At 56.8% G+C, this 22,863-nt stretch carries 21 protein-coding genes; 12 read left to right on the top strand and 9 right to left on the bottom strand.

Translation table 11 applies throughout. From position 1 onward, the window contains the following. Positions 1 to 10: 10 nt before the first annotated feature. A complete protein-coding gene (locus tag M495_RS12915) occupies positions 11 to 2,317 on the bottom strand; it encodes an FdhF/YdeP family oxidoreductase (RefSeq protein ID WP_020827112.1) in 2,307 nt (768 codons plus the stop codon). A 280-nt stretch (positions 2,318 to 2,597) separates the two neighbouring features. On the opposite strand from M495_RS12915, the gene dacD reads away from it, so the two are divergent. After that, complete coding sequence (gene dacD / locus M495_RS12910; RefSeq protein WP_041414592.1) at positions 2,598 to 3,767, top strand: serine-type D-Ala-D-Ala carboxypeptidase DacD; 1,170 nt, start codon at positions 2,598 to 2,600, stop codon at positions 3,765 to 3,767. 81 nt (positions 3,768 to 3,848) lie between these two features. Further along, complete coding sequence (locus M495_RS12905) at positions 3,849 to 4,745, top strand: LysR family transcriptional regulator (RefSeq protein ID WP_020827110.1); 897 nt, start codon at positions 3,849 to 3,851, stop codon at positions 4,743 to 4,745. Positions 4,746 to 4,748: 3 nt separating this feature from the next. Here the strand turns inward: M495_RS12905 and M495_RS12900 are convergent, their stop codons facing one another. The 6 genes from M495_RS12900 to sapA form a co-directional block, all read right to left on the bottom strand. Then, positions 4,749 to 5,936: a CMD domain-containing protein gene (locus M495_RS12900; protein ID WP_020827109.1), complete on the bottom strand. Its 1,188-nt coding sequence runs from the start codon at positions 5,934 to 5,936 to the stop codon at positions 4,749 to 4,751. Between the two features lie 585 nt (positions 5,937 to 6,521). Beyond that, positions 6,522 to 7,334 carry a putrescine export ABC transporter ATP-binding protein SapF gene (gene sapF / locus M495_RS12895; RefSeq protein ID WP_020827108.1) on the bottom strand — a complete coding sequence of 271 codons (813 nt, stop codon included), beginning with the start codon at positions 7,332 to 7,334 and terminating at the stop codon, positions 6,522 to 6,524. Position 7,335: 1 nt separating this feature from the next. Beyond that, entirely contained in the window at positions 7,336 to 8,328 is a 993-nt protein-coding gene (gene sapD, locus M495_RS12890) for a putrescine export ABC transporter ATP-binding protein SapD (RefSeq protein WP_020827107.1), read from the bottom strand. Continuing rightward, the gene (gene sapC, locus M495_RS12885; protein ID WP_020827106.1) at positions 8,328 to 9,218 is read right to left on the bottom strand and encodes a putrescine export ABC transporter permease SapC; all 891 of its coding nucleotides are present in this window, start codon (positions 9,216 to 9,218) and stop codon (positions 8,328 to 8,330) included. The genes sapD and sapC overlap by 1 nt, the downstream gene beginning before the upstream one ends. Next, on the bottom strand, positions 9,205 to 10,170 hold the full coding sequence (gene sapB, locus M495_RS12880; protein ID WP_020827105.1) for a putrescine export ABC transporter permease SapB: 966 nt from the start codon (positions 10,168 to 10,170) through the stop codon (positions 9,205 to 9,207). The genes sapC and sapB overlap by 14 nt, the downstream gene beginning before the upstream one ends. After that, the gene (gene sapA, locus M495_RS12875; RefSeq protein WP_020827104.1) at positions 10,167 to 11,819 is read right to left on the bottom strand and encodes an ABC transporter substrate-binding protein SapA; all 1,653 of its coding nucleotides are present in this window, start codon (positions 11,817 to 11,819) and stop codon (positions 10,167 to 10,169) included. The genes sapB and sapA overlap by 4 nt, the downstream gene beginning before the upstream one ends. A 205-nt stretch (positions 11,820 to 12,024) precedes the next feature. Here sapA and folE2 point away from each other — a divergent pair, with 205 nt between their 5' ends. Genes folE2 through zigA form a run of 3 tightly spaced genes read left to right on the top strand, consistent with a single transcriptional unit; the run spans position 12,025 to position 14,704 of the window. Next, complete coding sequence (folE2, locus tag M495_RS12870) at positions 12,025 to 12,954, top strand: GTP cyclohydrolase FolE2 (RefSeq protein ID WP_020827103.1); 930 nt, start codon at positions 12,025 to 12,027, stop codon at positions 12,952 to 12,954. Then, the gene (locus tag M495_RS12865) at positions 12,944 to 13,504 is read left to right on the top strand and encodes an LbetaH domain-containing protein (RefSeq protein WP_020827102.1); all 561 of its coding nucleotides are present in this window, start codon (positions 12,944 to 12,946) and stop codon (positions 13,502 to 13,504) included. Before folE2 ends, M495_RS12865 begins: the two co-directional genes overlap by 11 nt. Before the next feature lie 12 nt (positions 13,505 to 13,516). Continuing rightward, entirely contained in the window at positions 13,517 to 14,704 is a 1,188-nt protein-coding gene (gene zigA, locus M495_RS12860) for a zinc metallochaperone GTPase ZigA (protein WP_020827101.1), read from the top strand. Between the two features lie 193 nt (positions 14,705 to 14,897). On the opposite strand, the gene pspF is transcribed toward zigA, so the two are convergent. Continuing rightward, a complete protein-coding gene (gene pspF / locus M495_RS12855) occupies positions 14,898 to 15,905 on the bottom strand; it encodes a phage shock protein operon transcriptional activator (RefSeq protein WP_020827100.1) in 1,008 nt (335 codons plus the stop codon). A 184-nt stretch (positions 15,906 to 16,089) separates the two neighbouring features. Between pspF and pspA the strand changes: the two genes are divergently transcribed. From pspA to tyrR, 7 genes are all read left to right on the top strand, one after another. Next, positions 16,090 to 16,755, top strand: a complete 666-nt coding sequence (pspA, locus tag M495_RS12850) for a phage shock protein PspA (protein ID WP_020827099.1) — start codon at positions 16,090 to 16,092, stop codon at positions 16,753 to 16,755. 160 nt (positions 16,756 to 16,915) lie between these two features. Next, positions 16,916 to 17,143 carry an envelope stress response membrane protein PspB gene (gene pspB, locus M495_RS12845; protein WP_012145351.1) on the top strand — a complete coding sequence of 76 codons (228 nt, stop codon included), beginning with the start codon at positions 16,916 to 16,918 and terminating at the stop codon, positions 17,141 to 17,143. Then, positions 17,143 to 17,502 (top strand): envelope stress response membrane protein PspC, encoded by a 360-nt coding sequence (gene pspC, locus M495_RS12840; protein ID WP_020827098.1) that lies wholly within the window; start codon positions 17,143 to 17,145, stop codon positions 17,500 to 17,502. The genes pspB and pspC overlap by 1 nt, the downstream gene beginning before the upstream one ends. Before the next feature lie 96 nt (positions 17,503 to 17,598). Continuing rightward, positions 17,599 to 17,865, top strand: coding sequence for a phage shock protein PspD (gene pspD, locus M495_RS12835; RefSeq protein WP_020827097.1), 267 nt, complete (start codon positions 17,599 to 17,601; stop codon positions 17,863 to 17,865). Beyond that, complete coding sequence (locus M495_RS12830) at positions 17,846 to 19,243, top strand: YcjX family GTP-binding protein (protein ID WP_020827096.1); 1,398 nt, start codon at positions 17,846 to 17,848, stop codon at positions 19,241 to 19,243. Before pspD ends, M495_RS12830 begins: the two co-directional genes overlap by 20 nt. After that, positions 19,240 to 20,301: a YcjF family protein gene (locus tag M495_RS12825; RefSeq protein ID WP_020827095.1), complete on the top strand. Its 1,062-nt coding sequence runs from the start codon at positions 19,240 to 19,242 to the stop codon at positions 20,299 to 20,301. The genes M495_RS12830 and M495_RS12825 overlap by 4 nt, the downstream gene beginning before the upstream one ends. A 328-nt stretch (positions 20,302 to 20,629) precedes the next feature. Further along, positions 20,630 to 22,201 carry a transcriptional regulator TyrR gene (gene tyrR, locus M495_RS12820; RefSeq protein ID WP_020827094.1) on the top strand — a complete coding sequence of 524 codons (1,572 nt, stop codon included), beginning with the start codon at positions 20,630 to 20,632 and terminating at the stop codon, positions 22,199 to 22,201. A gap of 72 nt (positions 22,202 to 22,273) precedes the next feature. Here tyrR and tpx read toward each other — a convergent pair whose 3' ends face one another. Continuing rightward, positions 22,274 to 22,777: a thiol peroxidase gene (gene tpx, locus M495_RS12815; RefSeq protein WP_020827093.1), complete on the bottom strand. Its 504-nt coding sequence runs from the start codon at positions 22,775 to 22,777 to the stop codon at positions 22,274 to 22,276. Positions 22,778 to 22,863 lie beyond the last annotated feature (86 nt).

Raw genomic sequence — 22,863 nt, 5'->3', positions numbered from 1 at the left:
GCGCATCCATTCAGGCAATACGCAGCGTCGGTTGCGCCACACAACGGCGGATCTCCACCGGTATCGACTTCGACGTTGGCGTGCCGGTGCCGTCACCAAAGCTGGCCAGCGGAACCAACGGGTTAGTCTCTGGGTAGTAAGCTGCCAGATTACCGCGTGGGATATCGTAGCTTACCAGTTTGAAGCCACTGACCTTACGTGTAATGCCGTCATTCCACAGCGTTTCAATCTCTACCAGCTCACCGTCTTGCATATCCAACGCCGCCAGATCTTCAGGGTGTATAAACAGCACTTCTCGTTGGCCGTAGACGCCGCGGTAACGGTCATCCAGTCCGTAGATAGTGGTGTTGTACTGATCGTGCGAACGCAGTGTTTGCAGCGTGAAGGGCGCCTGTCGGCCATCCAACTGCGGGAACAGGCTGGTTGGCAGAGGCGCTGCGCTAAACTCGGCCTTGCCGCTTGGGGTGTCAAAGCGCAGTTCTGCGGCGGCATTACCCAGGTAGAAACCACCGGGCTGGTCGCAGCGCCGGTTGAAATCTTCGAAACCGGGAATGGTGGCGGCGATATGGTCGCGGATCAACGAATAATCGTCTACCAGCTCCAGCCAGTCGAGCTGCTGGTTGCCCAACACCGCATCGGCGATGCCGCATACGATGGCGGTTTCAGAACGCTGGGTCTCCGCCAGTGGTTTACCGACGCCTTCCGACGCGTGCACCATGCTGAAAGAGTCTTCCACCGTAATGTACTGTGGGCCGCTGGCCTGCATATCCTGTTCGGTACGGCCCAGGGTCGGCAGGATCAGCGCGTCTTTGCCGGTGACCAGATGACTGCGGTTGAGCTTGGTGCTGATATGCACCGTCAGATCACAACGGCGCAGGGCGCGGGCAGTGCGTTCGGTGTCCGGCGCAGCCGCGGCCAGATTGCCGCCCAACGCCAGCAAGACCTTAACCTCACCGCGCAGCATCGCCTCAATGGCCTCTACGGTGTTATGGCCCGGTTCGCGTCGCGGCGAGAAGTTAAAGTGCTGCTCCAGGCTGTCGAGCAGTGCCTTGGGGGACTTCTCATCAATGCCCATGGTACGGTTGCCTTGCACGTTGCTGTGGCCGCGTACCGGACACAGGCCGGCGCCCGGTTTACCCAACTGACCGAACAGCAGCTGCAGGTTGGTGATCTCACGTACCGTTGGCACAGAATGCTTATGCTGGGTGACGCCCATCGCCCAGGTGCAGATCACGCGTTCGGCACCCTGATAAATCGCCGCCGCCTGACGCAATTGTTCCTCGCTGAGGCCGGACTGCTGGGTGATTTGTTGCCAGGTCGTAGCATCGACCTGCGCCAGATACGCCTCGACGCCGACGCTGTGTTGACTGATGAATGCCTGATCGAACAGGCCGGGTTCACCGGCCGCCAGGCGCTCACGATGACTTTCCAGCAGCGCTTTCACCATGCCGCGCACGGCCGCCATATCCCCGCCGAGGTTGGGTTGGTAATAGGATGAACTGATCGGCGACGACTTGGGCGTCAGCATTTGAATCGGGCTTTGCGGATCGGCAAAACGCTCGAGGCCACGTTCGCGCAGGGTGTTAAAACTGACGATGCGCGCACCGCGGTTGGCGGCATTTTTCAGGCTATGCAGCATGCGCGGGTGGTTGGTGCCGGGATTCTGACCAAACACGAAGATGGCATCGGCTTTTTCAAAGTCGTCCATGCGAATGGTGCCTTTCCCTACGCCGATACTTTGTTTCAGGCCCACGCCGCTGGCTTCGTGGCACATATTGGAGCAGTCAGGGAAATTGCTGGTGCCGAGCATACGACCAAACAATTGATACAGATAAGAAGCTTCATTGCTGGCGCGGCCCGAAGTATACAACTCGATCTGGTTCGGGTTATCCATCTGGTTAATGTGCTGGGCGATCAACGCCAGCGCGTCCGGCCAACTGATCGGCTGGTAGTGGTCGGTTTCGGCGTTATAGCGCATGGGGTGGGTGAGACGGCCCTGGTATTCCAGGAAATAATCACTTTGCTGCAGCAGGGTGCTGACGCTGTGAGCCGCGAAAAACTCCGGCTCGACCGCGTTACGCGTTGCTTCCCAACTGACAGCTTTGGCGCCGTTTTCGCAGAAACTGAAGGTGCTGTGGTTGTCGTCGCCCCAGGCACAACCTGGGCAGTCGAAGCCGCGAGCCTTGTTCACGCGCATCAGGTTACGCAGGTTTTGCAGCGTCTGTTTACTGTCGAGCACATAGCGGGTAGTGGCTTCGAGTGAACCCCAGCCGCCCGCCGCGCCGGTATACGGCTTTATTGACGGTTTAAATTTCATATTGTTCTTCGCAGGTGATGTAGCTAATAAGTGAACGCTTTTTTAAGCGCTTTCAGTGTTTATGTCACAAGTTTAGGTTGGGGCGGTGTGAGCGTCTAATCGAATGGGACAATGGCGGCATAGAGCAGATTTATCGCGTAGCGGTACCGGGCAAACAAATCGTTGCATTATGACACCTGCTGAAAAAGAGTAACGATTCCGCTTTCCCGATAATTAATGCAGTCTATATCACGGATTATATTGGCATTTTATTTAGCCCACAGGGCCTGAGGAACAGTGATTGAAGCGTTCAGTATGGGTGATGATCGCCGGCATGTTAGTGCCGCTGGCGGTACAGGCAGCAGATGTTCCCTCCAGTATTGCGCAAAACACACCGCCGGCGATAGACGCCGCCTCTTACGTATTGATGGATTACACCACTGGACAGGTGTTGGCGCAGGCGAACGCAGATCAGCGCCGCAACCCAGCCAGCCTGACGAAGCTGATGACCGGATTGGTGATTGATCACGCGCTCGATCAGCACAAAATTGGCCTGGATGACGTGGTGACGGTGGGCAATGACGCCTGGGCGCAGGGCAACCCGGTGTTTAAGGGATCATCATTGATGTTCTTAAAGCCAGGTGACAGGGTCACGGTTCGCGATCTCAGCCGCGGTATCATCATTGATTCGGGCAACGATGCCTGTGTCGCGATGGCGGATTATGTGGCAGGTAGCCAGGCGGCATTCGTTAAGTTGATGAATGAAAAGAGTGCCCAGCTTGGCCTGCAGAATACCCATTTCGAAACCGTGCATGGGCTGGATGCGCCGGGGCAATTCACTACGGCGGGCGATTTGGCGGTGATTTCACGCGCTATCATCATGAGCGAACCGGCGGAGTATCACATGTACAGCGAGAAATCGCTGACCTGGAACGGCATCACCCAGCAAAATCGCAATGGGCTGCTGTGGGATAAAAACCTGCACGTCGACGGGTTGAAAACCGGCCATACCGCCTCGGCCGGCTTTAACATTATTGCCTCTGCTACCGAAGGAGACCGGCGGCTGATTGCGGTGGTGATGGGCGGTAAAAGTTCGAAAGGGCGTGAAGAGCAGGCGCGCAAATTGCTGACCTGGGGCCTGCGTGATTTCACCACCGTGCATCTGTTCAGCGCCGGGCAAAATCTGGGGCAGGAAAAAGTGTGGTATGGCGACCGTCATGAGGTCGCGGTGGGCAGTGCAAAAGAGGAATATCTCAGCCTGCCGAAAAGTGAAGCCGACAAACTGAAGGCGCAGTATGTGGTCAGCGTTCCGCGCCTGGATGCCCCGTTGACCCAAGGGCAGACGATTGGCGAAATCCGTATCAGCGATAACGGCAAGCTGCTCAAAACCTTGCCGCTGGTGGCATTGCAACCGGTCCAGCAAGGCGGCGCGTTCTCACGATTGATGGACTACGTAAAACTGAAGATTTGACCCCTCCGGGCGTAGCCAGCTGCGCCCGAAACCCTACAGCGATGGTATACTCAGGTCAGTCATGACTTATTGAGCCGTTTTATGGATATTAAGCAACTGATCTACCTGTGTAATCTCGAACGCGAGCGCCACTTCGGCCGTGCGGCAGAGGCCAGCTTTGTCAGTCAGCCGACATTGTCTATGCGGCTGAAAAATTTGGAAAAAGAGCTGGGCGTATCCTTAATCAACCGCGGTAACAACTTCGAAGGTTTTACTGCCGAAGGCGAGCGGGTGCTGTCGTGGGCGCGTGAGATCGTGTCGGTTTATCAGGGGCTGAAGCTGGAGGTCGAGTCGCTTAAACACGGGCTTAACGGCACGTTGCGCATCGGAGTGGTACCGCAATGCAGCATCTCGCTGGCGCAAATGTTAAAGGACGTCAGTGAGCGTTACCCTCAGCTGGATTATCGGGTAGCGGTGCTGAGTGCCGATCAGTTGCTGGAGGCGTTGACGGCACATACCGTAGATGTCGGCATTGGTTTCTTCGAGCTTTCCACGCTGCAAGAGCTGCACTTTCAGTCCCAGCCATTGGCGGACGCCGGGGTCGAGCTGGTTTTCCACCCGCAGCATTTTCCTGAGTTGGTAGGAGATACCCCCCTGACGCTGGAGGATGTAGCCACGCTGCCACTGTGCCTGGCTGAGCCGACGCGTTACTTCCGCCGTTATCTTGATCAAAACTTCCGTGAAGCTGGACTGACGCTGCACGTTCGAATGGAAACCACCTCAATATTCCAACTGTTGCAGGGCATTTTCGTCGGTCTGGGCTGTGGGCTTTTCCCGCATGGCAACCTGTTACCGGCAATGATGCCGGAGTTGCAACACCGACCGATAGCGATCGCGGCGATGTCACGTCATGCTGCGGTCGTGGTCGCCGAGCCGGGACGCGCATCGCCGTTGGCGCAGCATTTCTTTGATGCCGCACGAGGTTGGTTGCTGCGCTAGCGATTACGCCAGGTTTTCACTGAGATGTTGGGTGTCGCCGAGCGTTTGACGCAGGCGGTTCTCCCAGGCATACAGCGCGCCGGTGAGGATCACGTCCAGCGCCTGCGCCTGATTCAACCCACTGTTAAACAGCGGCTGCACGCTGCGCGGCGTGAACTTTTCAGGCGTGCGGGTCAGGTCCGTTGCTATGCGGATCACAGCCTGGTTAACCGGGTCATTGGTACTCTCCAGCCCCTGCTCAATGCTATTGAACAGGGCGCCGACCAGTTCTTCTTGTTGAATATCCTGTGCGACGGTCGCTGCGCAGTAGCGGCTGCCGTTAATGCGGGAAACTGCCAGCGTCGCCAGCGCTTTCAGCCGCGCCGACAGGCCATAACCGTCGGCATTGATACTGTTGAACACGCCATTACGTTCACGCAGCGCGGGCGCATCGTGGGCCAGCAACAGATAATAGGATTCGCTGCGAGCGTCGGGATGGCTTTGATCCAGCACGTCGAGCTGTTCGGCACGGGCCTCTTCCGGCACCACCACGGGAAGACGCGCTTGCCATGTCAGTTCTTCCTCGGTGAACACAATGCCTTCGGCGTCAGCGATGTTCGGGAAACCGGGCACCACTCCCGTTGGTCGCCCGGCCAAGGCAGCCACGCCGGCGACCACGCGTGCCTGGTAGCTAACAAAACCGATAATCTGCGAAAAGGTCACGATATCCGCCGGGCTTAACCCGACGTCGCTCAACTGCTGCAACGCCTTGCTGCAAATCAACGTCGGTTGACTGGCGAGCTGGCGGGCATACTGGGTGATTTGGGCCAGGCGGATATTACTTTCACGTGAGGCGTCGGGGCTGTACAGGGGGGCGAGGCGGGCGGCGTAGTGGCTACAAAGAGACTGAACGCCGGTCACCTGTGCCACGGTTAATGCGGTGCTGAGGCGATCATAAGGTGACAATGTCACTGTGCGTGACAATTCGACCCGATCGGGAAACAGCACGTGATATCCGGCCAGGGAGGCGTTAAATACCCCGGCGCGTGCGGTCAGCGCGGTGTTCAGCGCTTCGTCGGCAAAAGCGCCCAGCCCCAGCAAAAATCGATCGCGGATCCCGGCCGCCTGCGGCTCCAACGGCTGCTCACCGCGCACGCTGCTTTGGGTTTCGTGATACCACTGGGCATTATGTTGTCGACGTAGTAGTTCCATAGGGGATGATCCTTAATCATGAGCAACAGCCACCGGTGCAGCAGGCAACGGCGGCAAGACAAAATGGCAACATGCCCGCAGAGGGACACGGAATGACAGGATCAGCCTTGGTCATCACAACACAGCGCGTGGCCATAAACAGAGAAACCTGCGGCTAAAGCGAGTAGAAACTGCGAGAGTCGGCGATTGCGATGGCTGTTCATCAGTGCGATATCCTGTCGTTTAATAAGCTCAACGTAGGGGATATCCTCACCGATTCGATTGGCGAGATAAAATAATGTTAAGGACTAATCAATAACTGAATGGAATAAAATATAATGATATATAGCAAGATTGTAATTTGTATTTGCGGTTTTTGGCTAAGCGCTCACTGAATCGGGGCGATAAAAAACCCGCTTTAAGGCGGGTTGAGACCGTTGACGAAGTGCTCTGTTGTTTTTCTGTAGGGGCGCTGCAAGCTGCGCCCAATGGCATAATCAATGAGTTAAATCGGGTCGAACATGTTCGACCCCTACCGGTTCAGCCTTTCACGGATATCTGCAGTCTGAACCCGCTTTAAGGCGGGTTCTCTTTATGATTTGACGATCAGAATCTGCCGCCGTCACGTCGCCAGGCGTCTGCGGTAAGCGCCTCGCCAAAGTGGCTGGCAATCAGGCGTTTGGTCAGCTCATGCAGCGGTGAAGCCAATACCTCGGCCGTACTGCCGCGTTCGACGATTTCCCCTTCATGCATCACCATCACCTGATCGCTGATGTGTTTCATCATGCCCAGGTGTTGAGTCACATAAATGTAGGAAATACCGTGTTTCTCCTGCAGTTCCAGCATCAGGTTGATGATTTGCGAACGCATCGACATATCCAGCGAGGCCAGTGCCTCATCGGCTACGATCACCTTCGGTTGCAGGATCAAGGCGCGGGCTAAAGCCACCCGCTGTTTCTGGCCGGATGCCAGCATATGCGGGTAATAATTGGCGTGATCCGGCAGCATCCCCACCTGACGCAGGGTTCGGTTGATTTGTTGCTCACGTTCAGGGGCTGCCATTTCGGTATTGAGCCGCAGCGGGGCGTCCAACAGCTGGCCGATACGCTGACGAGGATTGAGCGAAGTGCTCGGATCCTGAAATATCATGCGGATACGCTGGCTGCGGTAACGATAATCGCCATAGTTAAGCCGATGGTCGTCAATCAGCAGTTCTCCGGCTGAGGGCTCGACCATGCCGGACAGCATCTTGGCCAGGGTGGACTTGCCAGAGCCGTTTTCACCGATGATCGCCAGCGTTTGCCGTTCACGCAGGGTAAAGCTGACCGATTTGACCGCTTCCACATGCTGGCGGCGAAACAGCCCGGTGCGGTAACGGTAGGTTTTGCTCAGATTGCGCACTTCCAACAGCGTTTCCATGTTATTGCTCCTCCATGTTCAGTGGGAAGTGACAGGCGAACAGGTGGTTTTTCACCGGACGCAGGCGAGGTGTCTCAATGCATTTCTTCTGCGCATAGGGGCAGCGCGGCCCCAGCCGACAACCTATCGGCAAATGCTCCAGCGACGGAATGGCTCCCGGCAGGGTATTGAGGCGGCTTTTATGCGGCAATGCGCGGCCAAAGTCCGGCATTGCGCGGATCAGCGCCTGAGTGTAAGGGTGGTGCGGTGCGGCCAGCAGGTCTTCGCACTGAGCGCTTTCTACCGTCTGCCCGCAGTACAACACGTTGACCCGATCGGCCCATTTGCTCATCATTTGCAGATCGTGGCTGATCAGCAAAATGGTGGTGTTGTTGTTTTGGTTCAAACGCGCCAGCAGACGGAAAATCTGCGCCTGAGTGGTCGGTTCCATGGCGTTGGTCGGTTCATCGGCGATCAGCAGGCGCGGCTGATTGGCCAGGGCGATGGCGATCATCACTTTCTGGCACTCACCGTCGGTCAGCTCATAAGGAAAGCTGCCCATGATGTCTTTGTGATCCTTGATGCCCACGCGGTGCAGCAGCTCTATGGCGCGGCGTTTGCGCCAGTTAAAGCGCTGCCACCAGCGGCCTTTGTAGGTCCAACCCGGAATGGCCTGCACCAGCTGACGGCCGATGCTTTCGGAAGGATCCAGACAGGATTGTGGCTCCTGGAAAATCATCGACACGTTATGCCCGACCAGCTTGCGTCGTTCACGCGGTGTTAGCTGCAACAGGTCGATATCATCGAAACGGAAACGGTCGGCGGTGACGCGCCAGTTGTCTTTGGTGACGCCGCAGATCGCTTTGGCGATCAGGCTTTTACCGGAACCGGACTCGCCCACCAGGCCGCGGACTTCCCCCTCACTCAGGGTCATGCTGACGCGATCGACTGCCTTTACCGGGCCTTCGGCGGTCATAAATTCAATCGTCAGGTTGCGGATATCAAGTAATGGCATTATTCCACCCCCGTATTGATTGCGCGGCGCATACCGTCGCCCAACAGGTTAACCAGCAACACGCTGACCAGGATTGCCGCGCCGGGCAGCATCACCGTCCAGGGGGCGACATACACCAGCTCCAGCGAATCGCCGAGCATGGCGCCCCATTCAGGAGACGGCAGCTGTGCGCCAAGATCGAGGAAGCCGAGGGCGGCAATGTCCAGGATCGCCATCGACAGCGCTCGGGTGAACTCCGTCACCAGCACCGCCACAATGTTGGGCATCACGGCGTACCACAGTATTTGCAAGGTTGACGCGCCATCGAGACGCACCGCCACCACATATTCTTTTTCCAACTCGTCATGCACTGCGCTGTAGATAGTGCGCACCATGCGAGGCAACAGCGCCAGCCAGACGGCCAGCATGGCGTGCTCGAGTTTTGGCCCAAGGAACGCCACCACCACGATCGCCAGCAGCAGCGAAGGGATGGAGAGCAGGGTGTCGAGAATATGATTGAGCACCGCCGAGCGCAGGCCGCGGGTTACCCCGGCAAACACCCCGAGGATCACCCCGACAAAGGCGGCGGCAACGGTAACCAGCAATGCGGAACCGAAGGTGGCGGCGGTGCCGGTCAGCAGGCGGCTGAGAATGTCGCGGCCAAGATCGTCGGTGCCCAGGAAGAAGGAAACGTTGCCGTAACGTGACCAGGAAGGCGGCAACAGTTGATAACCCAGGAACTGTTGATCGAGCGCATAAGGGGCCAGCAGGCTGCCGAACACGGAAAGCAGCAGCAGCGCTATCACGCCGTAGAAGCCGATCATCGCCAGCGCATCGCCGTAAAAAATCCGCCAGGTATACAGCAGCGGGCTCGGCATTTTCTTTTCGCGGTATACGTTATCTAAGGGCATACCATTCCTTATGTTTCAGTGGGTTGGTGGCAGCGCCTAAAATATCGGCCAGGACGTTAATGGTGATCACCAGCGTGCCGACCACCATAACGCCCGCGGAGATCGCCGCATAATCCTGCTGGCGAATGGCATTGATCATCCAACGCCCGAGGCCCGGCCAACTGAACACCATTTCGGTGATCATCGCCAGCGTCAGCATGGTGGAAAACTGCAACCCCAGCTTGGGCACGATAGGCGGCAACGCATTGTGCAGCACGTGGCGGCGGATAATGGTGAAACGGGATAAGCCGCGGGTTGCGGCGGCTTTGATGTAGTTCTGATTGAGCACGTCGTCGGTGCTGATACGCATCAAACGCACCACCTCGGTGGTTGGCGCTACCGCCAGTGCGGTAATCGGCAAAATCATATGGCGCAGCGCGCTGCCGATCATTTCCGTGCGGTAGGGTGAATCGGACAGCCAGGCGTCAATCAGGGCAAAGCCGGTAATGGGCTTGACCTGATACAGCAGATCGAAACGTCCGGAGACCGGCAGCCAGCCGAGGTGCAGCGAGAAAAACAGCATCAGCAGCAGTGCCAGCCAGAAAACCGGCATCGAAAAGCCCAACAGCGCAAAGGTGCTGATAGCGGTGTCCTGCCATTTGCCACGCATCACGCCGGCAATAATGCCCAGAGGAATGCCGATAAACAGAGCAAGAGTGAAGGCGAGCAGGCACAGCTCCATAGTGGCAGGAAACACTTCGCGCAGCTGTTCGCTGATTGCCTGACCATTAATGCTGGAGACGCCAAAATCCCAGTGCAGCAGGCTGACAAAGTAAAACTGGTAGGCATCCAGCAGGGCAGCGCCGTTCAGCGGTGCCCGCGGTGTGAAATAGCTGAGGCTAAAGCTGACCAATGTCAGGAAGAACAAGGTGATCAGCAACAGCAAGAAACGGCGTAAGGTAAAGATAATCACTTTTTCGGCCCCTCCGCAGACTCACGGTACACCCCGGCAAAGGACGCATTGCCGAACGGGCTCAGTACCAGTCCTTTTATGTCGTAACGGTAGGCCTGCAGGCGCAATGAAGACGCCAGCGGCAACACCGGCAACTGCTGCTCAAGAATTTTCTGTGCCTTCTGATAGTTTTCGATGCGCTGCGCCAGCTGTTGTGACAGCAGGGCATTTTGCAGCACTTCGTCAAACGCCGGGTCACACCAGTGAGCATAGTTGGTTTGCGAGCGGATGGCCGCGCAGCTCAGCAGCGGCCGGAAGAAGCTGTCCGGATCGTTACTGTCGGTGGCCCAGCCGGTGAGGGTCAGATCGTGATTCATCTCCATCAGCCGCGCCTCCTGGAAACGGCCTTCGACCGGCACTATGGTCACGTTAATGCCGACCTGAGCCAAGTCGGCCTGGATCAGCTCGGCGGTTTTTAACGGACTGGGGTTGTAGGATTGCGAGGCAGTCGGTACCCACAGGCGCAGGTTCAGCGACTCAATACCCGCTTGCTTGAGCATTTCGCGCGATTTGGCCGGATTGAATTCGGTAACGTGCGCTTCATTGTCGTAGGCCCAGGAGGCGCGCGGCAATATGGAGGCGGCGGTTTCCGCGGTGCCATAGTAAATCGACTGCATCAGACGCTGGTTGTTGATCGCCAGCGAAATCGCCTGACGGACGTTCAAATCGTTCAGCGGCGGTTTGCGGGTGTTAAACGCCAGATAGGCGATGTTCATGCCAGGGCGCAGCGTTAGCCGCAAGCGCGGGTCATCGCGCAGAATTGAAAGCTGGCTGGCGGCGGGATAGGCCAGCACGTCGCACTCGCCGGTCAGCAATTTCGATAGCCGTCCGGTACCGCCGGCGCCCAGATCGATCACCACCTGCGGCATACGCGGTTTACCTTTCCAGTAAACATCGTTGCGCGCCAGGCGGATATATTGTCCTGAGCGATATTCATTGAGCATGAACGGCCCGGTACCGACCGGTTCGCGGTCAATCATCTCCTGACGGCCTTCACGCGTCAGATCGTCTGCGTATTCTGCCGACAATACCGGCGCATAGTGGGTGGCGATGTGCCACAAGAATGAGGCGTCCGGCGCTTGCAGGCGGATCTCCACCGTGTACTCGTCCAGCTTCTTCACGCTTTGCACAGAGTCGCCAAATTGCAAACTGTCGAAATAAGGGTACTCGCCGCCGTTGACGTCATGGTAGGGGTGCTTTTGGTTAAACACGCGCTCGAAGCTGAAGACCACGTCGTCGGCATTCAGCTTGCGGGTCGGTTTGAACCAGTCGGTAGTCTGGAACGGCACGTCTTTGCGCAGGTGAAACCGGTAAGTGGCCCCGTTATCCAGCACTTCCCAGCTTTGCGCCAATTCGGGGATCAGCCGGTAGGTGTACGGATCGACGTCCAGCAAGCGGTCATAAAGCTGTGCGGCCAGGGTATCGACCGTCAGGCCGCTGCTGGCCATCTGCGGGTTGAAGGTGTTCAGTATGCCGCTGACGCAATAGACAAAGCCGCTTTGGCGGATGTCCGGCAATGGCGATGCCGCGGTGGGCGCAGGGGGTGTGGAGGCCAGAGCGCTGCCGGCAAGGCAGCTCAGTGACAATATCCAAAGGGGTAAACCACGCATAGAGGCTTCATGGGTTAATAAGCAATAGCATTAGTGTATCGCACTCTGGCGAACAGCCCAATCCATTGAGCAAAATGGCTGAGTTTTCTGCTACTTGATTGAACAATTCGGCACTTCAGACAAAAAAGTTACAATTGATATGTTATAACATAACAAAATCATGTTACCGTTCCCTGGCAATGTACTGATAACAGCAAGGGGATGTATGAACAAGGTTGCACTTCCACCACGCCAGCCGCTGCCGGACGCGCAGGCCTGGCAGGGCGCAATGAGTGATGTCGGGCTCGATTGGGTCGGGATGCAAGGGATAGCGTTGCCGCTGGAGTTGGCTGGAAAGCCGTTGATGGCAAGGGTCAACGCCGGGATCAATTTGCGCGCCGGCAGCCAAGGTGCGCGGGGTATACACATGTCGCGGCTGTATCTGGCGCTGGATGAGTTAACCCAGGGCGAACTGACGCCGCAACGCATTGCCGATCAACTGCACGCTTTTTTGGCATCGCAGCCGGAAAACAGCGACCGCGCCAGCCTGCACATCAGCGGTGAGCTGCTGTTGTCGCGTCCGGCGCTGCTTTCGCCACACCGGGGCTGGAAAGCCTACCCGCTGGAAATTAGTGCCTCGCTGGCAAGCACACTCACCCTGACGCTGACGGTGGGCGTGCCCTATTCGTCCACTTGTCCGAGTTCGGCGGCGCTCAGTCGTCAATTGGCGCAGCAGCAGTTTCAGTTTGATTTCGAACATTCGGCGCAAAAGGTCGACCAGCAGCAGGTCATCGACTGGCTGGGCGATCACGGCATGCCGGGGACGCCTCACAGTCAGCGTAGCTGGGCCTGGGTGACGGTGACGCTCAATGAGCGCGAAACGGCATTGCCGGTGGTCAACCTGATAGATCGTATTGAGCACGCGCTCGGCACGCCGTTGCAGACGCTGGTGAAACGCGGTGACGAGCAGGCGTTTGCCCTGGCTAACGGCCAGAACCTGATGTTCTGCGAAGATGCCGCTCGCCGCCTGTACCGAATGCTGCGCAGCCAGTGCAGCCACCGCGCCTTTTCGCTGCGGGTCGAACATCAGGAAAGCCTGCATGCCCACAATGCCGTGGCGGAGTTGAGCTGGCGGGAGGATCAGGATGCTGCGTAAAAACCCCAGTGGACACCTGCCGCAGGTCTCACCGCAGGCCTATATCGATCCTACCGCGATAATCTGCGGCCGGGTGATTATCGAGGATTTTGTCTACGTTGGGCCGTACGCGGTGATCCGTGCCGACGAACTCAATGCGGCCGGAGATATGGAACCGATCGTGATCGGCTCTCATTCCAATATTCAGGATGGCGTGGTGATCCACTCGAAAAGCGGCGCGGCGGTTACCGTCGGCCGCTTCAGCTCCATCGCCCATCGCGCCATTGTCCATGGGCCGTGCTGCATCGAGGACCGGGTGTTTATCGGTTTCAACAGCGTGTTGTTCAACTGTCACATCGGTTCCGGCTGCGTGGTGCGCTACAACGCGGTGGTGGATGGCGTGACGTTGCCGCAGAACCTGTATATCCCGTCAACCGAGCGCGTCGGCGCCGACAGCGATCTGTCGCTTTACCGGCAGGTCGATCGCGGCGCACTGCAATTTTCTGAAGAAGTCGCCGCCACCAACGTTGAACTGGTGCGCGGTTACCAGGCATTACGCAATGAGTTTTGAGTGAGGAATCCCATGAATCCATTACCCGTAACCGTGCTTTCCGGCTTTCTCGGCGCCGGTAAAACGACGGTATTGAACCATATTTTGAACAATCGTCAGGGCATGCGCGTGGCGGTTATCGTCAACGACATGAGCGAAGTCAACATCGACGCTGCGCTGGTCGAGAACGAAGTCCAGCTCGATCGCCAGCAGGAAAAATTGGTGGAGATGAGCAATGGCTGCATCTGCTGCACGCTGCGCGAAGACCTGCTGATTTCGGTACGCGAACTGGCGCAGGCCGGGCGCTTCGATTACCTGCTGATCGAATCCAGCGGCATTTCCGAACCTTTGCCGGTGGCGGAAACCTTTACCTTTGAGGACGAACAGGGGGAAAGCCTATCGCAATTTGCGCGGCTGGATACCTTGGTCACCGTGGTGGACGGGGTTAATTTTATCCAGCAGTACCAGCAGGCGCAGACGCTGCAGGAGGCCGGTCAAAGCTTGGGCGAAGACGATCTGCGCAGCGTTGCGGATCTGTTGATCGAACAAATCGAGTTCTGTGACGTGATGCTGGTAAGCAAAACCGACCTGCTGACGCCAGAACAGCAGGGAGAAGTGATGGCGCTGCTGGCCAGTTTGAATCCGGATGCCCGTATTCTGCCCGTATCGCCAGGCAAATTGCCGCTGGAGGCGGTATTGAACACCAACAGTTTCAGCTTCGACAAAGCGCAGCAGGCGCCGGGCTGGTTGAAGGAGCTACGCGGCGAGCACCTGCCCGAAACTGAAAACTACGGGATCAGCAGCTTTGTTTATCAGGCGCGCCGTCCCTTTGCGCCGGACAAATTCTACCGGGTGATCAACGGTGACTGGGGCGGTGGCAAGCTACTGCGTTCCAAAGGGTTCTTTTGGCTGGCGACGCGCCCGCGTCAGGCCGGGCAGTGGAGCCAGGCGGGAGGGATTGCTCATTATGGGTTGGCAGGCACCTTCTGGCGCGCCATAGCGCAAGATAGATGGCCGGAAGATGAAGATACGAGGGCGCAGATTATGGAGAAATGGGTGGAGCCTTTCGGTGACATGCGCCAGGAATTGGTGTTCATCGGCCAGCATCTGCAGCAGGCCAAAATAACGCGTTTGCTGGACGCTTGCCTGCTAAACGATGAGGAAATGGCCGCCGGGGTGGATTACTGGCACGAGATGGCCGACCCCTTCCCTGAGTGGTAATTGCACAATGACAGTGTGGTAATGAGAAAAATTCTCAACAAAGTGCTTTACAGATGATACTGATAACTATTATCATCGCTTGGCAGTTCACGGAAGGCCACTCCCTGTGGTTCTGCTGTGGAAGGCACGACATTGCTCACATTGCTTCCAGTGTTTTTTAAGCCAGCTCGGGTGCTGGCTTTTTTTTTGCCCGCTATTCGTCGTCCGCCTCGCCATTTTGCAGTAACGCATGTTTTTTCAGCATGCCGCGTAGCTGGTGATAGGTCAGCCCCAGCAACTCCGCCGCTTTACGTTGGTTAAACCTTCCCTGTTGCAGTGCCGCTTCGATCAGAGACTTCTCCTGCGCCAATTGCCAGGCTTTTAAATCCAGCGGCAGTACCGGCAGGCCATCATGCGCTTCGGCCTCTACAGGCAATGGCACACTTTCCCGCTGGGCGAACGGGTTGATGACGATGTTATCCAGCGCTTCCGCGCTGGTGCCGTGGCGGTAGACCGAACGCTCCACCACGTTTTTCAATTCGCGTACGTTGCCTGGCCAGTGATAGCCGAGCAGGGTATCTCTGGCACGCTCGGTAAAGCCAGGAAACAGCGGCAACGACAGCTCACGACACATCTGGATCGCAAAGTGTTCGGCCAGCAACATGATGTCTTGCTGGCGCCGGCGCAGCGGCGGCAACTGCACCACGTCGAACGCCAGGCGGTCCAGCAGGTCGGCGCGGAATTTTCCTGCCGCCGCCAGCGCGGGCAAGTCGTCGTTGGTGGCACACACCAGCCGGACATCGACCTGCAGCGGTTGGCTACCGCCGACGCGTTCCAGATGGCCGTATTCAATCACCCGCAGCAATTTTTCCTGTACCAGCATCGGTGCGGTCGCCAGTTCATCGAGAAACAAAGTGCCGCCGTCGGCACGTTCAAAGCGACCCAGGTGGCGCTTCTGCGCACCGGTAAAAGCTCCGGCCTCGTGGCCGAACAGTTCCGAATCCAGCAGGTTCTCATTCAGGGCCGCGCAGTTAAGCGAGATAAATGGCCCTTGCCAACGGTTGGAGAGGTAATGTAAACGGTGGGCAATCAACTCCTTACCGGTTCCGCGCTCACCAATAACCAACACCGGCTTGTTCAACTTTGCCAGTTGCGAGACTTGCTCCAATACTTCGACAAAGGCGTTTGCTTCGCCCAGCAGGTTTTCTAACTGTTCGCTCATGATGAAATTCGCCAATGTTTGGTGAAAATAATCACTCTACAGGATGCGTTCAGAGAGTCAAAAATAAATAGTCGTTATTATTCAACGAAATAAAAGTTGGCACGGGTTTTGATTAAGTCTTTGGGCAATCTGCATGATTTAACGCGGCGCTTCAGACGCCATCAGAACCAAGAGGAAGTGAATTATGGGTATTTTTTCTCGTTTTGCCGACATCGTGAACGCCAACATCAATACGCTGCTGGATAAGGCAGAAGATCCGCAAAAACTGGTGCGGTTGATGATCCAAGAGATGGAAGACACGCTGGTCGAAGTCCGTTCTACCTCAGCGCGTGCGCTGGCGGAGAAAAAGCAGCTGTTACGCCGTATCGAGCAGGGTGAAAACCAACTGAGCGACTGGCAGGACAAAGCCGAACTGGCGCTGCGTAAAGATAAAGAAGATCTGGCCCGTGCGGCGCTGATCGAAAAACAAAAAGTGGCCGACCTGATCTCTACGCTGACTCATGAAGTCTCGACCGTAGAAGAAACCCTGGCCCGCATGAAAAGCGAAATCGGCGAGTTGGAAAACAAACTGACCGAAACACGCGCACGCCAACAAGCACTGACATTGCGTCATCAGGCGGCGTCGTCTTCCCGCGAAGTGCGTCGTCAGCTCGACAGCGGCAAACTCGATGAGGCAATGGCGCGTTTCGAGCAGTTCGAACGTCGCATTGACCACATGGAAGCCGAAGCGGAAAGCGTCAGCATCGGTAAAAAGAAGTCTCTGGATCAAGAGTTTGCCGAGCTGAAAGCCGACGACGCCATCAGCGAGCAGTTGGCGGCGCTGAAAGCGAAAATGAATCGTTCCGAGTAAGGCAATAAAGGTTTTGAAAATAAATCAGGAAAATCAATTTATTGATTTTCGGCTGATAACACAAAGGGGGAAAAACCACGCTTTTATCCCCCTTTGTCAATAACCTGGGCGGCCACGGTAGGGTGGCCGCCCACCAAAGACGCATTAAGAAGGAAAAGAAATGAGTGCTCTATTACTTGCCATTCCGTTGACAATCTTTGTGTTGTTTGTCGCACCGATTTGGCTTTGGCTGCATTACAGCAATCGGCAACAAAACGGCATTCAACTGAGCCATCAGGAAATGCAGCGTCTGGCACAGCTGGCAGAAGATGCCAAGCGTATGCGTGAACGCATTCAGGCGCTGGAAGAGATCCTCGATGCAGAACACCCGAACTGGAGACAGTCTTGATGAACAACACTCTGGGCAGTAAAAAGCTTTATCGCGTACCTGAAGAAGGGATGGTGAAGGGCGTCTGCGCCGGTCTGGCCCATTATTTCGACGTGCCGGTACGCCTGATCCGGGTGATCGTGGTGTTATCGATGTTCTTCGGGCTGTTTTTCTTCACCCTGATTGCTTATTTCGCGCTGGTGTTCGTGTTGGATGAAGCGCCGGCCAGCCGTTTTGACGGCGAACAGCAAAAAACGCCGCGTCAGTTGCTCGACCAACTTGAATATCAACTGGGCAGCGGCGAACAACAGCTGCGACAGGTTGAGCGTTACGTCACGTCGGACACTTTCGGCGTACAGAGCCGTTTCCGCAAGCTGTAACCCGCCCCGCATGCTATGGCCTGCGCCGTGCGCAGGTCAGGCTTTGCACCCGTCATCATCCTTTATTGACCCGAACTGTGCCGGAGGGCATTGATAATGAACAAAACCTATGCCGCAAGCGCCGCTAAAACCGGTGGATTTAAACGAGGAGCAGGTGCAATGTTGAAGACAGTGTCTAAAGTCATCATCATAGCGTTGCTGAATTACGGCCCGGCAGGGGCGGCCGGCTGGCTGCTGCGGACCGTGGGTCGCCAACCGATTCGCTTTGTATTGGCGCTGGTGCTGGAACCTCTGTTCCGCAAAGGCCTGAACAAGGTATTTGGGCGTTATGCCAAGGAGAACAATGAAACGACTGCAAAATGAGTTAACGTCGCTGGTCAACCGCGGAATGGATCGCCATCTGCGCCTGGCGGTGACCGGTCTGAGCCGTAGCGGCAAAACCGCCTTTATCACCGCTTTCGTCAACCAATTGCTGCACGTTCACAGCGGTGCGCGCATGCCGCTGTTCTCGCCGGTGCGTGAAGAGCGCCTGCTGGGCGTGAAGCGCATTCCGCAGCGCGATCTCGGCATTCAACGTTTTACCTATGATGAAGGGTTGGCGCAGCTGTATGGCACACCGCCGAGCTGGCCGACCCCGACGCGTGGCGTCAGCGAAATTCGCCTGGCGCTGCGTTACCGCTCCAACGATTCGCTGCTGCGTCATTTCAAAGACACGTCGACCCTGTACCTGGAAATCGTCGATTATCCCGGCGAGTGGTTGCTGGACCTGCCGATGCTGGAACAGGACTATCTGGCCTGGTCGCGGCAAATGGCCGGCCTGCTGCAGGGCGATCGCGCCGAGTGGGCCAAGCCTTGGCTGGCGCTGTGCAAAAGCTGCGATCCGCTGGCTCCGGCAGATGAAAACAAACTGGCGGCTATCGCCCAGGCCTACACCGACTATCTCCTGCGTTGCAAAAGTGAAGGGCTGCACTTTATTCAGCCGGGGCGCTTTGTCCTGCCGGGGGATCTGGCCGGTGCGCCGGCGTTGCAGTTTTTCCCGTGGCCGAATGTGGATGCTCAGGGTGAGTCGAAGCTGGCGCAGGCGGATAAACACAGCAATATCGGCATGCTGCGTGCGCGTTTCAATTATTACTGCCAGTCGATCGTCAAAAACTTTTATAAAGAGCATTTTGTCCGTTTCGACCGCCAAATCGTGTTGGTGGACTGCTTGCAGCCGCTCAATAGCGGCCCGCAGGCGTTTAACGACATGCGCCTGGCGCTGACCCAGTTGATGCAGAGTTTCCACTATGGCAAGCGCACGCTGTTTCGCCGGTTGTTTTCGCCGACCATCGACAAGCTGATGTTCGCCGCCACCAAAGCCGACCATATTACCGCCGATCAGCACGCCAATCTGGTGTCGCTGCTGCAGCAGTTGGTGCAGGAAGCGTGGCAGAACGCCGCATTTGAAGGCATCAGCATGGACTGCGTTGGGCTGGCCTCAGTACAGGCTACCGAGAGCGGTATCGTTGATCATCAGGGGCAGCGCATCCCGGCGTTAAAAGGCAATCGTCTGAACGACGGAGCGCCGCTGACGGTTTTCCCCGGCGAAGTGCCGGCGCGCCTGCCTGGGCCGGCGTTTTGGCAAAACCAGGGCTTCCATTTCGATGAGTTTCGTCCACGCGCGATGAGCGTGGACAGCCCGTTGCCACATATTCGCCTGGACGCGGTGATGGAGTTTCTACTGGGAGATAAATTGCGATGAGCGAGCCAATAAAACCGCGTATCGATTTTGAACAACCGCTGCAACCGCCGCAGGAGCCCGTGCTGCGTGCTAACGTCGCTTTCGACGAACAGCAGGCGGAAAGCTTTTTCCCGGCGGCGCCGGAGCTGCAGCAGGAAGACGAAGAGGGGCGCGCCGAAGGCATCATCAATGCGGCCCTGAAACCCAAACGCAGCCTGTGGCGCAAAATGGTCACTGCCGGGCTGGCGCTGTTTGGCGTCAGCGTGGTGGCGCAGGGCGTACAGTGGGTACATACCGCCTGGGTCCAGCAGGATTGGATTGCCATGGGCGGTGGCGTAGCGGGTGGCTTGATCGTCTTTGCCGGTGTGGGGTCGGTGGTGACCGAATGGCGCCGGTTATACCGTCTGCGCCAGCGTGCTGAAGAGCGAGATGTGGCTCGAGAACTACTGCACAGCCACGGTTTGGGCAAAGGGCGGGAGTTCTGCGAGAAGTTGGCACGCCAGGCCGGTCTGGATCAAGGGCATCCGGCGTTGCAGCGCTGGCAGGCCTCGCTGCATGAAACCCAAAACGACCGTGAAGTGGTGGCGCTGTACGCCAAACTGGTGCAGCCGGTGCTGGACAACCAGGCTAGGCGTGAAATCAGCCGTTCGGCCGCAGAATCTACGTTAATGATTGCCGTCAGCCCGCTGGCGCTGGTGGATATGGCGTTTATCGCCTGGCGCAATATTCGTCTTATCAACCGCATCGCGGCGCTGTATGGCATCGAACTGGGCTACTTTAGTCGTCTGCGGCTATTCCGCCTGGTGTTGTTGAACATTGCCTTTGCCGGTGCGTCCGAACTGGTGCGCGAAGTGGGGATGGACTGGATGTCGCAAGATCTGGCGGCTCGTTTGTCTGCCCGTGCAGCACAGGGGATCGGTGCCGGTTTGCTGACCGCGCGGCTAGGCATCAAGGCGATGGAGCTGTGCCGTCCACTGCCTTGGCTGGAAGGTGAGAAACCCAAACTGGGTGATTTCCGCAGCCAATTGGTCGGCCAACTGAAAGAAACCATGAAGAAAGGCGACAGCAAAGCCAAATAATCTCCTCACGGCGTCCATTTGGACGCCGTGCTTCCTTTCTGCCTCTGTCACGCCGTGCAAAGCCAATACGTAACCTTCACTTGACGAAAGACGATCCCCCTGCAAATACATTATATTTATCTGCAAATTTATTGGCGGTTGTGATAACTCTCTGCCGATCAGCTAAAATGACGCCGATGGTGTTATTCACTTGCGTTTAAAAACATCAACAACAGCGATAAATCAGAGTTCTGTCAACTTTTGCTGACAGATTGCTTCTACCGTTCGGGGTGAGAGAGTATCATCATTGCCAGTCATCCCCGCACCTGCAGAGATAAGGCCAATACTGATGCGTTTGGAAGTTTTTTGCGAAGACCGAATCGGTCTGACTCGAGAGTTACTCGATCTTTTGGTATTGCGCAGCATAGATTTACGTGGCATCGAAATCGATCCCATCGGCCGCATTTACCTCAATTTTTCCCAGCTGGATTTTGACACCTTCCGTGCCTTGATGGCAGAGATCCGCCGCATCGCCGGCGTGACCGACGTACGCACCGTGAATTTCATGCCGTCCGAGCGTGAGCACCGCGCCCTGCGGGCGCTGCTGGAGTCGATGCCGGAACCGGTCTTCTCGATAGATATGAAGGGCAAGGTCGAGCTGGCTAACCCGGCGGCTCAGGCGCTGTTCGGTTTCAGCGAAGACAAAATCCGCAACCAGACCGCCACTGCGTTGATTGGCGGTTATAACTTCAGCCGCTGGCTGGAGAGCGAACAGGCGACTCCGCAATCTGAGCGGGTGGTGATCCGCAGTCAGGATTTCCTGATGGATATCACCCCCATCTATCTGGAAGACGAAAACCAGCAGAAAGATACCGTCGGCGCGGTTGTGATGCTGAAGTCCACGGCGCGCATGGGCCGTCAGCTACAGAACTTGTCGGTGAACGACGATACCGAATTTGATCACATCGTCGCCGCCAGCCCGAAAATGCGCCAGGTGCTGGATCAGGCGCGCAAGCTGGCGATGTTGGATGCGCCACTGTTGATTGTCGGGGATACCGGTACCGGTAAAGATATTCTGGCCCGGGCCTGTCACCTGCGCAGTCCGCGCGGCAAGCAGCCGTTCCTGGCGCTAAACTGTGCCGCTTTGCCGGACGACGTAGCGGAAAGCGAGCTGTTCGGCCATGCGCCGGGCGCTTACCCCAATGCGCTGGAAGGCAAGAAGGGCTTCTTTGAGCAGGCACACGGCGGTTCGGTATTGCTCGATGAAATCGGTGAAATGTCGCCGCGCATGCAGACCAAACTGCTGCGCTTTATTAACGACGGCACTTTCCGCCGGGTTGGCGAAGAACACGAAGTGCATGTCGATGTACGAGTGATCTGCGCGACGCAGAAAAATCTGACCGAACTGGTGCAACGCGGTGAGTTCCGTGAGGACTTGTATTATCGCCTTAACGTACTCACCATTACCCTTCCGCCGCTGCGCGAACGTCCGCAGGACATCATGCCGCTGACCGAACTGTTCGTGGCGCGCTTTGCCGATGAGCAGGGCGTTGCGCGGCCGAAATTGTCCAACGATCTGGGCAGCTTCCTCAGCAAATACGGCTGGCCGGGCAACGTGCGGCAGTTGAAGAACGCCATCTATCGCGCGCTGACGCAAACGGAAGGTTTCGAACTTCGTCCACAAGATATCGTTCTGCCGGAATTTGAAGTTGAAATGTCACTGGGCGATGAAGTGTTGGACGGCTCGCTTGACGACATCAGCAAGCGTTTTGAACGCTCGGTGTTGACGCGGCTGTACCGCACTTACCCAAGCACGCGAAAGCTGGCGAAACGCCTGGGGGTTTCACATACCGCGATCGCCAACAAGCTGCGCGAGTATGGTCTTAGCAGCCGCAAGCCGGCTGGGGAAAGCGAAGAGTAAAAAGAATGGGCGCCTTAGGCGCCCATTTTAATACTTGGCTATCAGAGCCCGGCATTCGCGGGCCTTATGACATTACTTCAATGCAGCCAGCGCCGCGTCATAGTCTGGTTCGTTGGTGATTTCATTCACCAGCTCGCTGTACAACACGTTATCCTGGCCATCCAGCACCACGACCGCACGTGCAGTCAGACCGGCCAGTGGGCCCTCGGCGATTTCAACGCCGTAGGCTTGTTTGAATTCTGCACCGCGCAGAGTGGACAGGGTCACCACGTTGCTCAGGCCTTCCGCGCCACAGAAACGTGACTGTGCAAACGGCAGGTCGGATGAAATGCACAACACTACGGTGTTATCCAGGCCGCTGGCCAACTGGTTGAATTTACGCACTGAAGTCGCACAAACGCCGGTATCGATGCTTGGGAAAATGTTCAGAACTTTGCGTTGACCCGCGAAGCTGCTCAGCGCCACATCTGACAGGTCTTTGGCAACCAGAGAGAAGGCTTTGGCTTGTTCGCCGGACTGTGGCAGATGGCCTGCAACGCTAACCGGGTTGCCTTGAAAATGTACTGTCTGAGTCATTAGCTTGATTCCTTTTACAGGTGTTTATACAAAGGGCATGAGCCTAATGAAAAGGGACTTTACGCCGCGCTTAACATTAGGTTCAC

The sequence above is a fragment of the Serratia liquefaciens ATCC 27592 genome (assembly GCF_000422085.1).
In the GTDB taxonomy this organism is placed as follows: Bacteria; Pseudomonadota; Gammaproteobacteria; order Enterobacterales; family Enterobacteriaceae; genus Serratia; species Serratia liquefaciens.
This window is presented reverse-complemented; position numbering and strand designations above follow the sequence as displayed.

Coding starts and splice junctions, on each gene's coding strand:
- M495_RS12915 (WP_020827112.1), bottom strand. CDS start 2,317: ATGAAATTTAAACCGTCAATAAAGCCGTATACCGGCGCGGCGGGCGGC.
- M495_RS12905 (WP_020827110.1), top strand. CDS start 3,849: ATGGATATTAAGCAACTGATCTACCTGTGTAATCTCGAACGCGAGCGC.
- M495_RS12900 (WP_020827109.1), bottom strand. CDS start 5,936: ATGGAACTACTACGTCGACAACATAATGCCCAGTGGTATCACGAAACC.
- sapF (WP_020827108.1), bottom strand. CDS start 7,334: ATGGAAACGCTGTTGGAAGTGCGCAATCTGAGCAAAACCTACCGTTAC.
- sapD (WP_020827107.1), bottom strand. CDS start 8,328: ATGCCATTACTTGATATCCGCAACCTGACGATTGAATTTATGACCGCC.
- sapC (WP_020827106.1), bottom strand. CDS start 9,218: ATGCCCTTAGATAACGTATACCGCGAAAAGAAAATGCCGAGCCCGCTG.
- sapA (WP_020827104.1), bottom strand. CDS start 11,819: ATGCGTGGTTTACCCCTTTGGATATTGTCACTGAGCTGCCTTGCCGGC.
- folE2 (WP_020827103.1), top strand. CDS start 12,025: ATGAACAAGGTTGCACTTCCACCACGCCAGCCGCTGCCGGACGCGCAG.
- M495_RS12865 (WP_020827102.1), top strand. CDS start 12,944: ATGCTGCGTAAAAACCCCAGTGGACACCTGCCGCAGGTCTCACCGCAG.
- zigA (WP_020827101.1), top strand. CDS start 13,517: ATGAATCCATTACCCGTAACCGTGCTTTCCGGCTTTCTCGGCGCCGGT.
- pspF (WP_020827100.1), bottom strand. CDS start 15,905: ATGAGCGAACAGTTAGAAAACCTGCTGGGCGAAGCAAACGCCTTTGTC.
- pspA (WP_020827099.1), top strand. CDS start 16,090: ATGGGTATTTTTTCTCGTTTTGCCGACATCGTGAACGCCAACATCAAT.
- pspB (WP_012145351.1), top strand. CDS start 16,916: ATGAGTGCTCTATTACTTGCCATTCCGTTGACAATCTTTGTGTTGTTT.
- pspC (WP_020827098.1), top strand. CDS start 17,143: ATGAACAACACTCTGGGCAGTAAAAAGCTTTATCGCGTACCTGAAGAA.
- pspD (WP_020827097.1), top strand. CDS start 17,599: ATGAACAAAACCTATGCCGCAAGCGCCGCTAAAACCGGTGGATTTAAA.
- M495_RS12830 (WP_020827096.1), top strand. CDS start 17,846: ATGAAACGACTGCAAAATGAGTTAACGTCGCTGGTCAACCGCGGAATG.
- M495_RS12825 (WP_020827095.1), top strand. CDS start 19,240: ATGAGCGAGCCAATAAAACCGCGTATCGATTTTGAACAACCGCTGCAA.
- tyrR (WP_020827094.1), top strand. CDS start 20,630: ATGCGTTTGGAAGTTTTTTGCGAAGACCGAATCGGTCTGACTCGAGAG.
- tpx (WP_020827093.1), bottom strand. CDS start 22,777: ATGACTCAGACAGTACATTTTCAAGGCAACCCGGTTAGCGTTGCAGGC.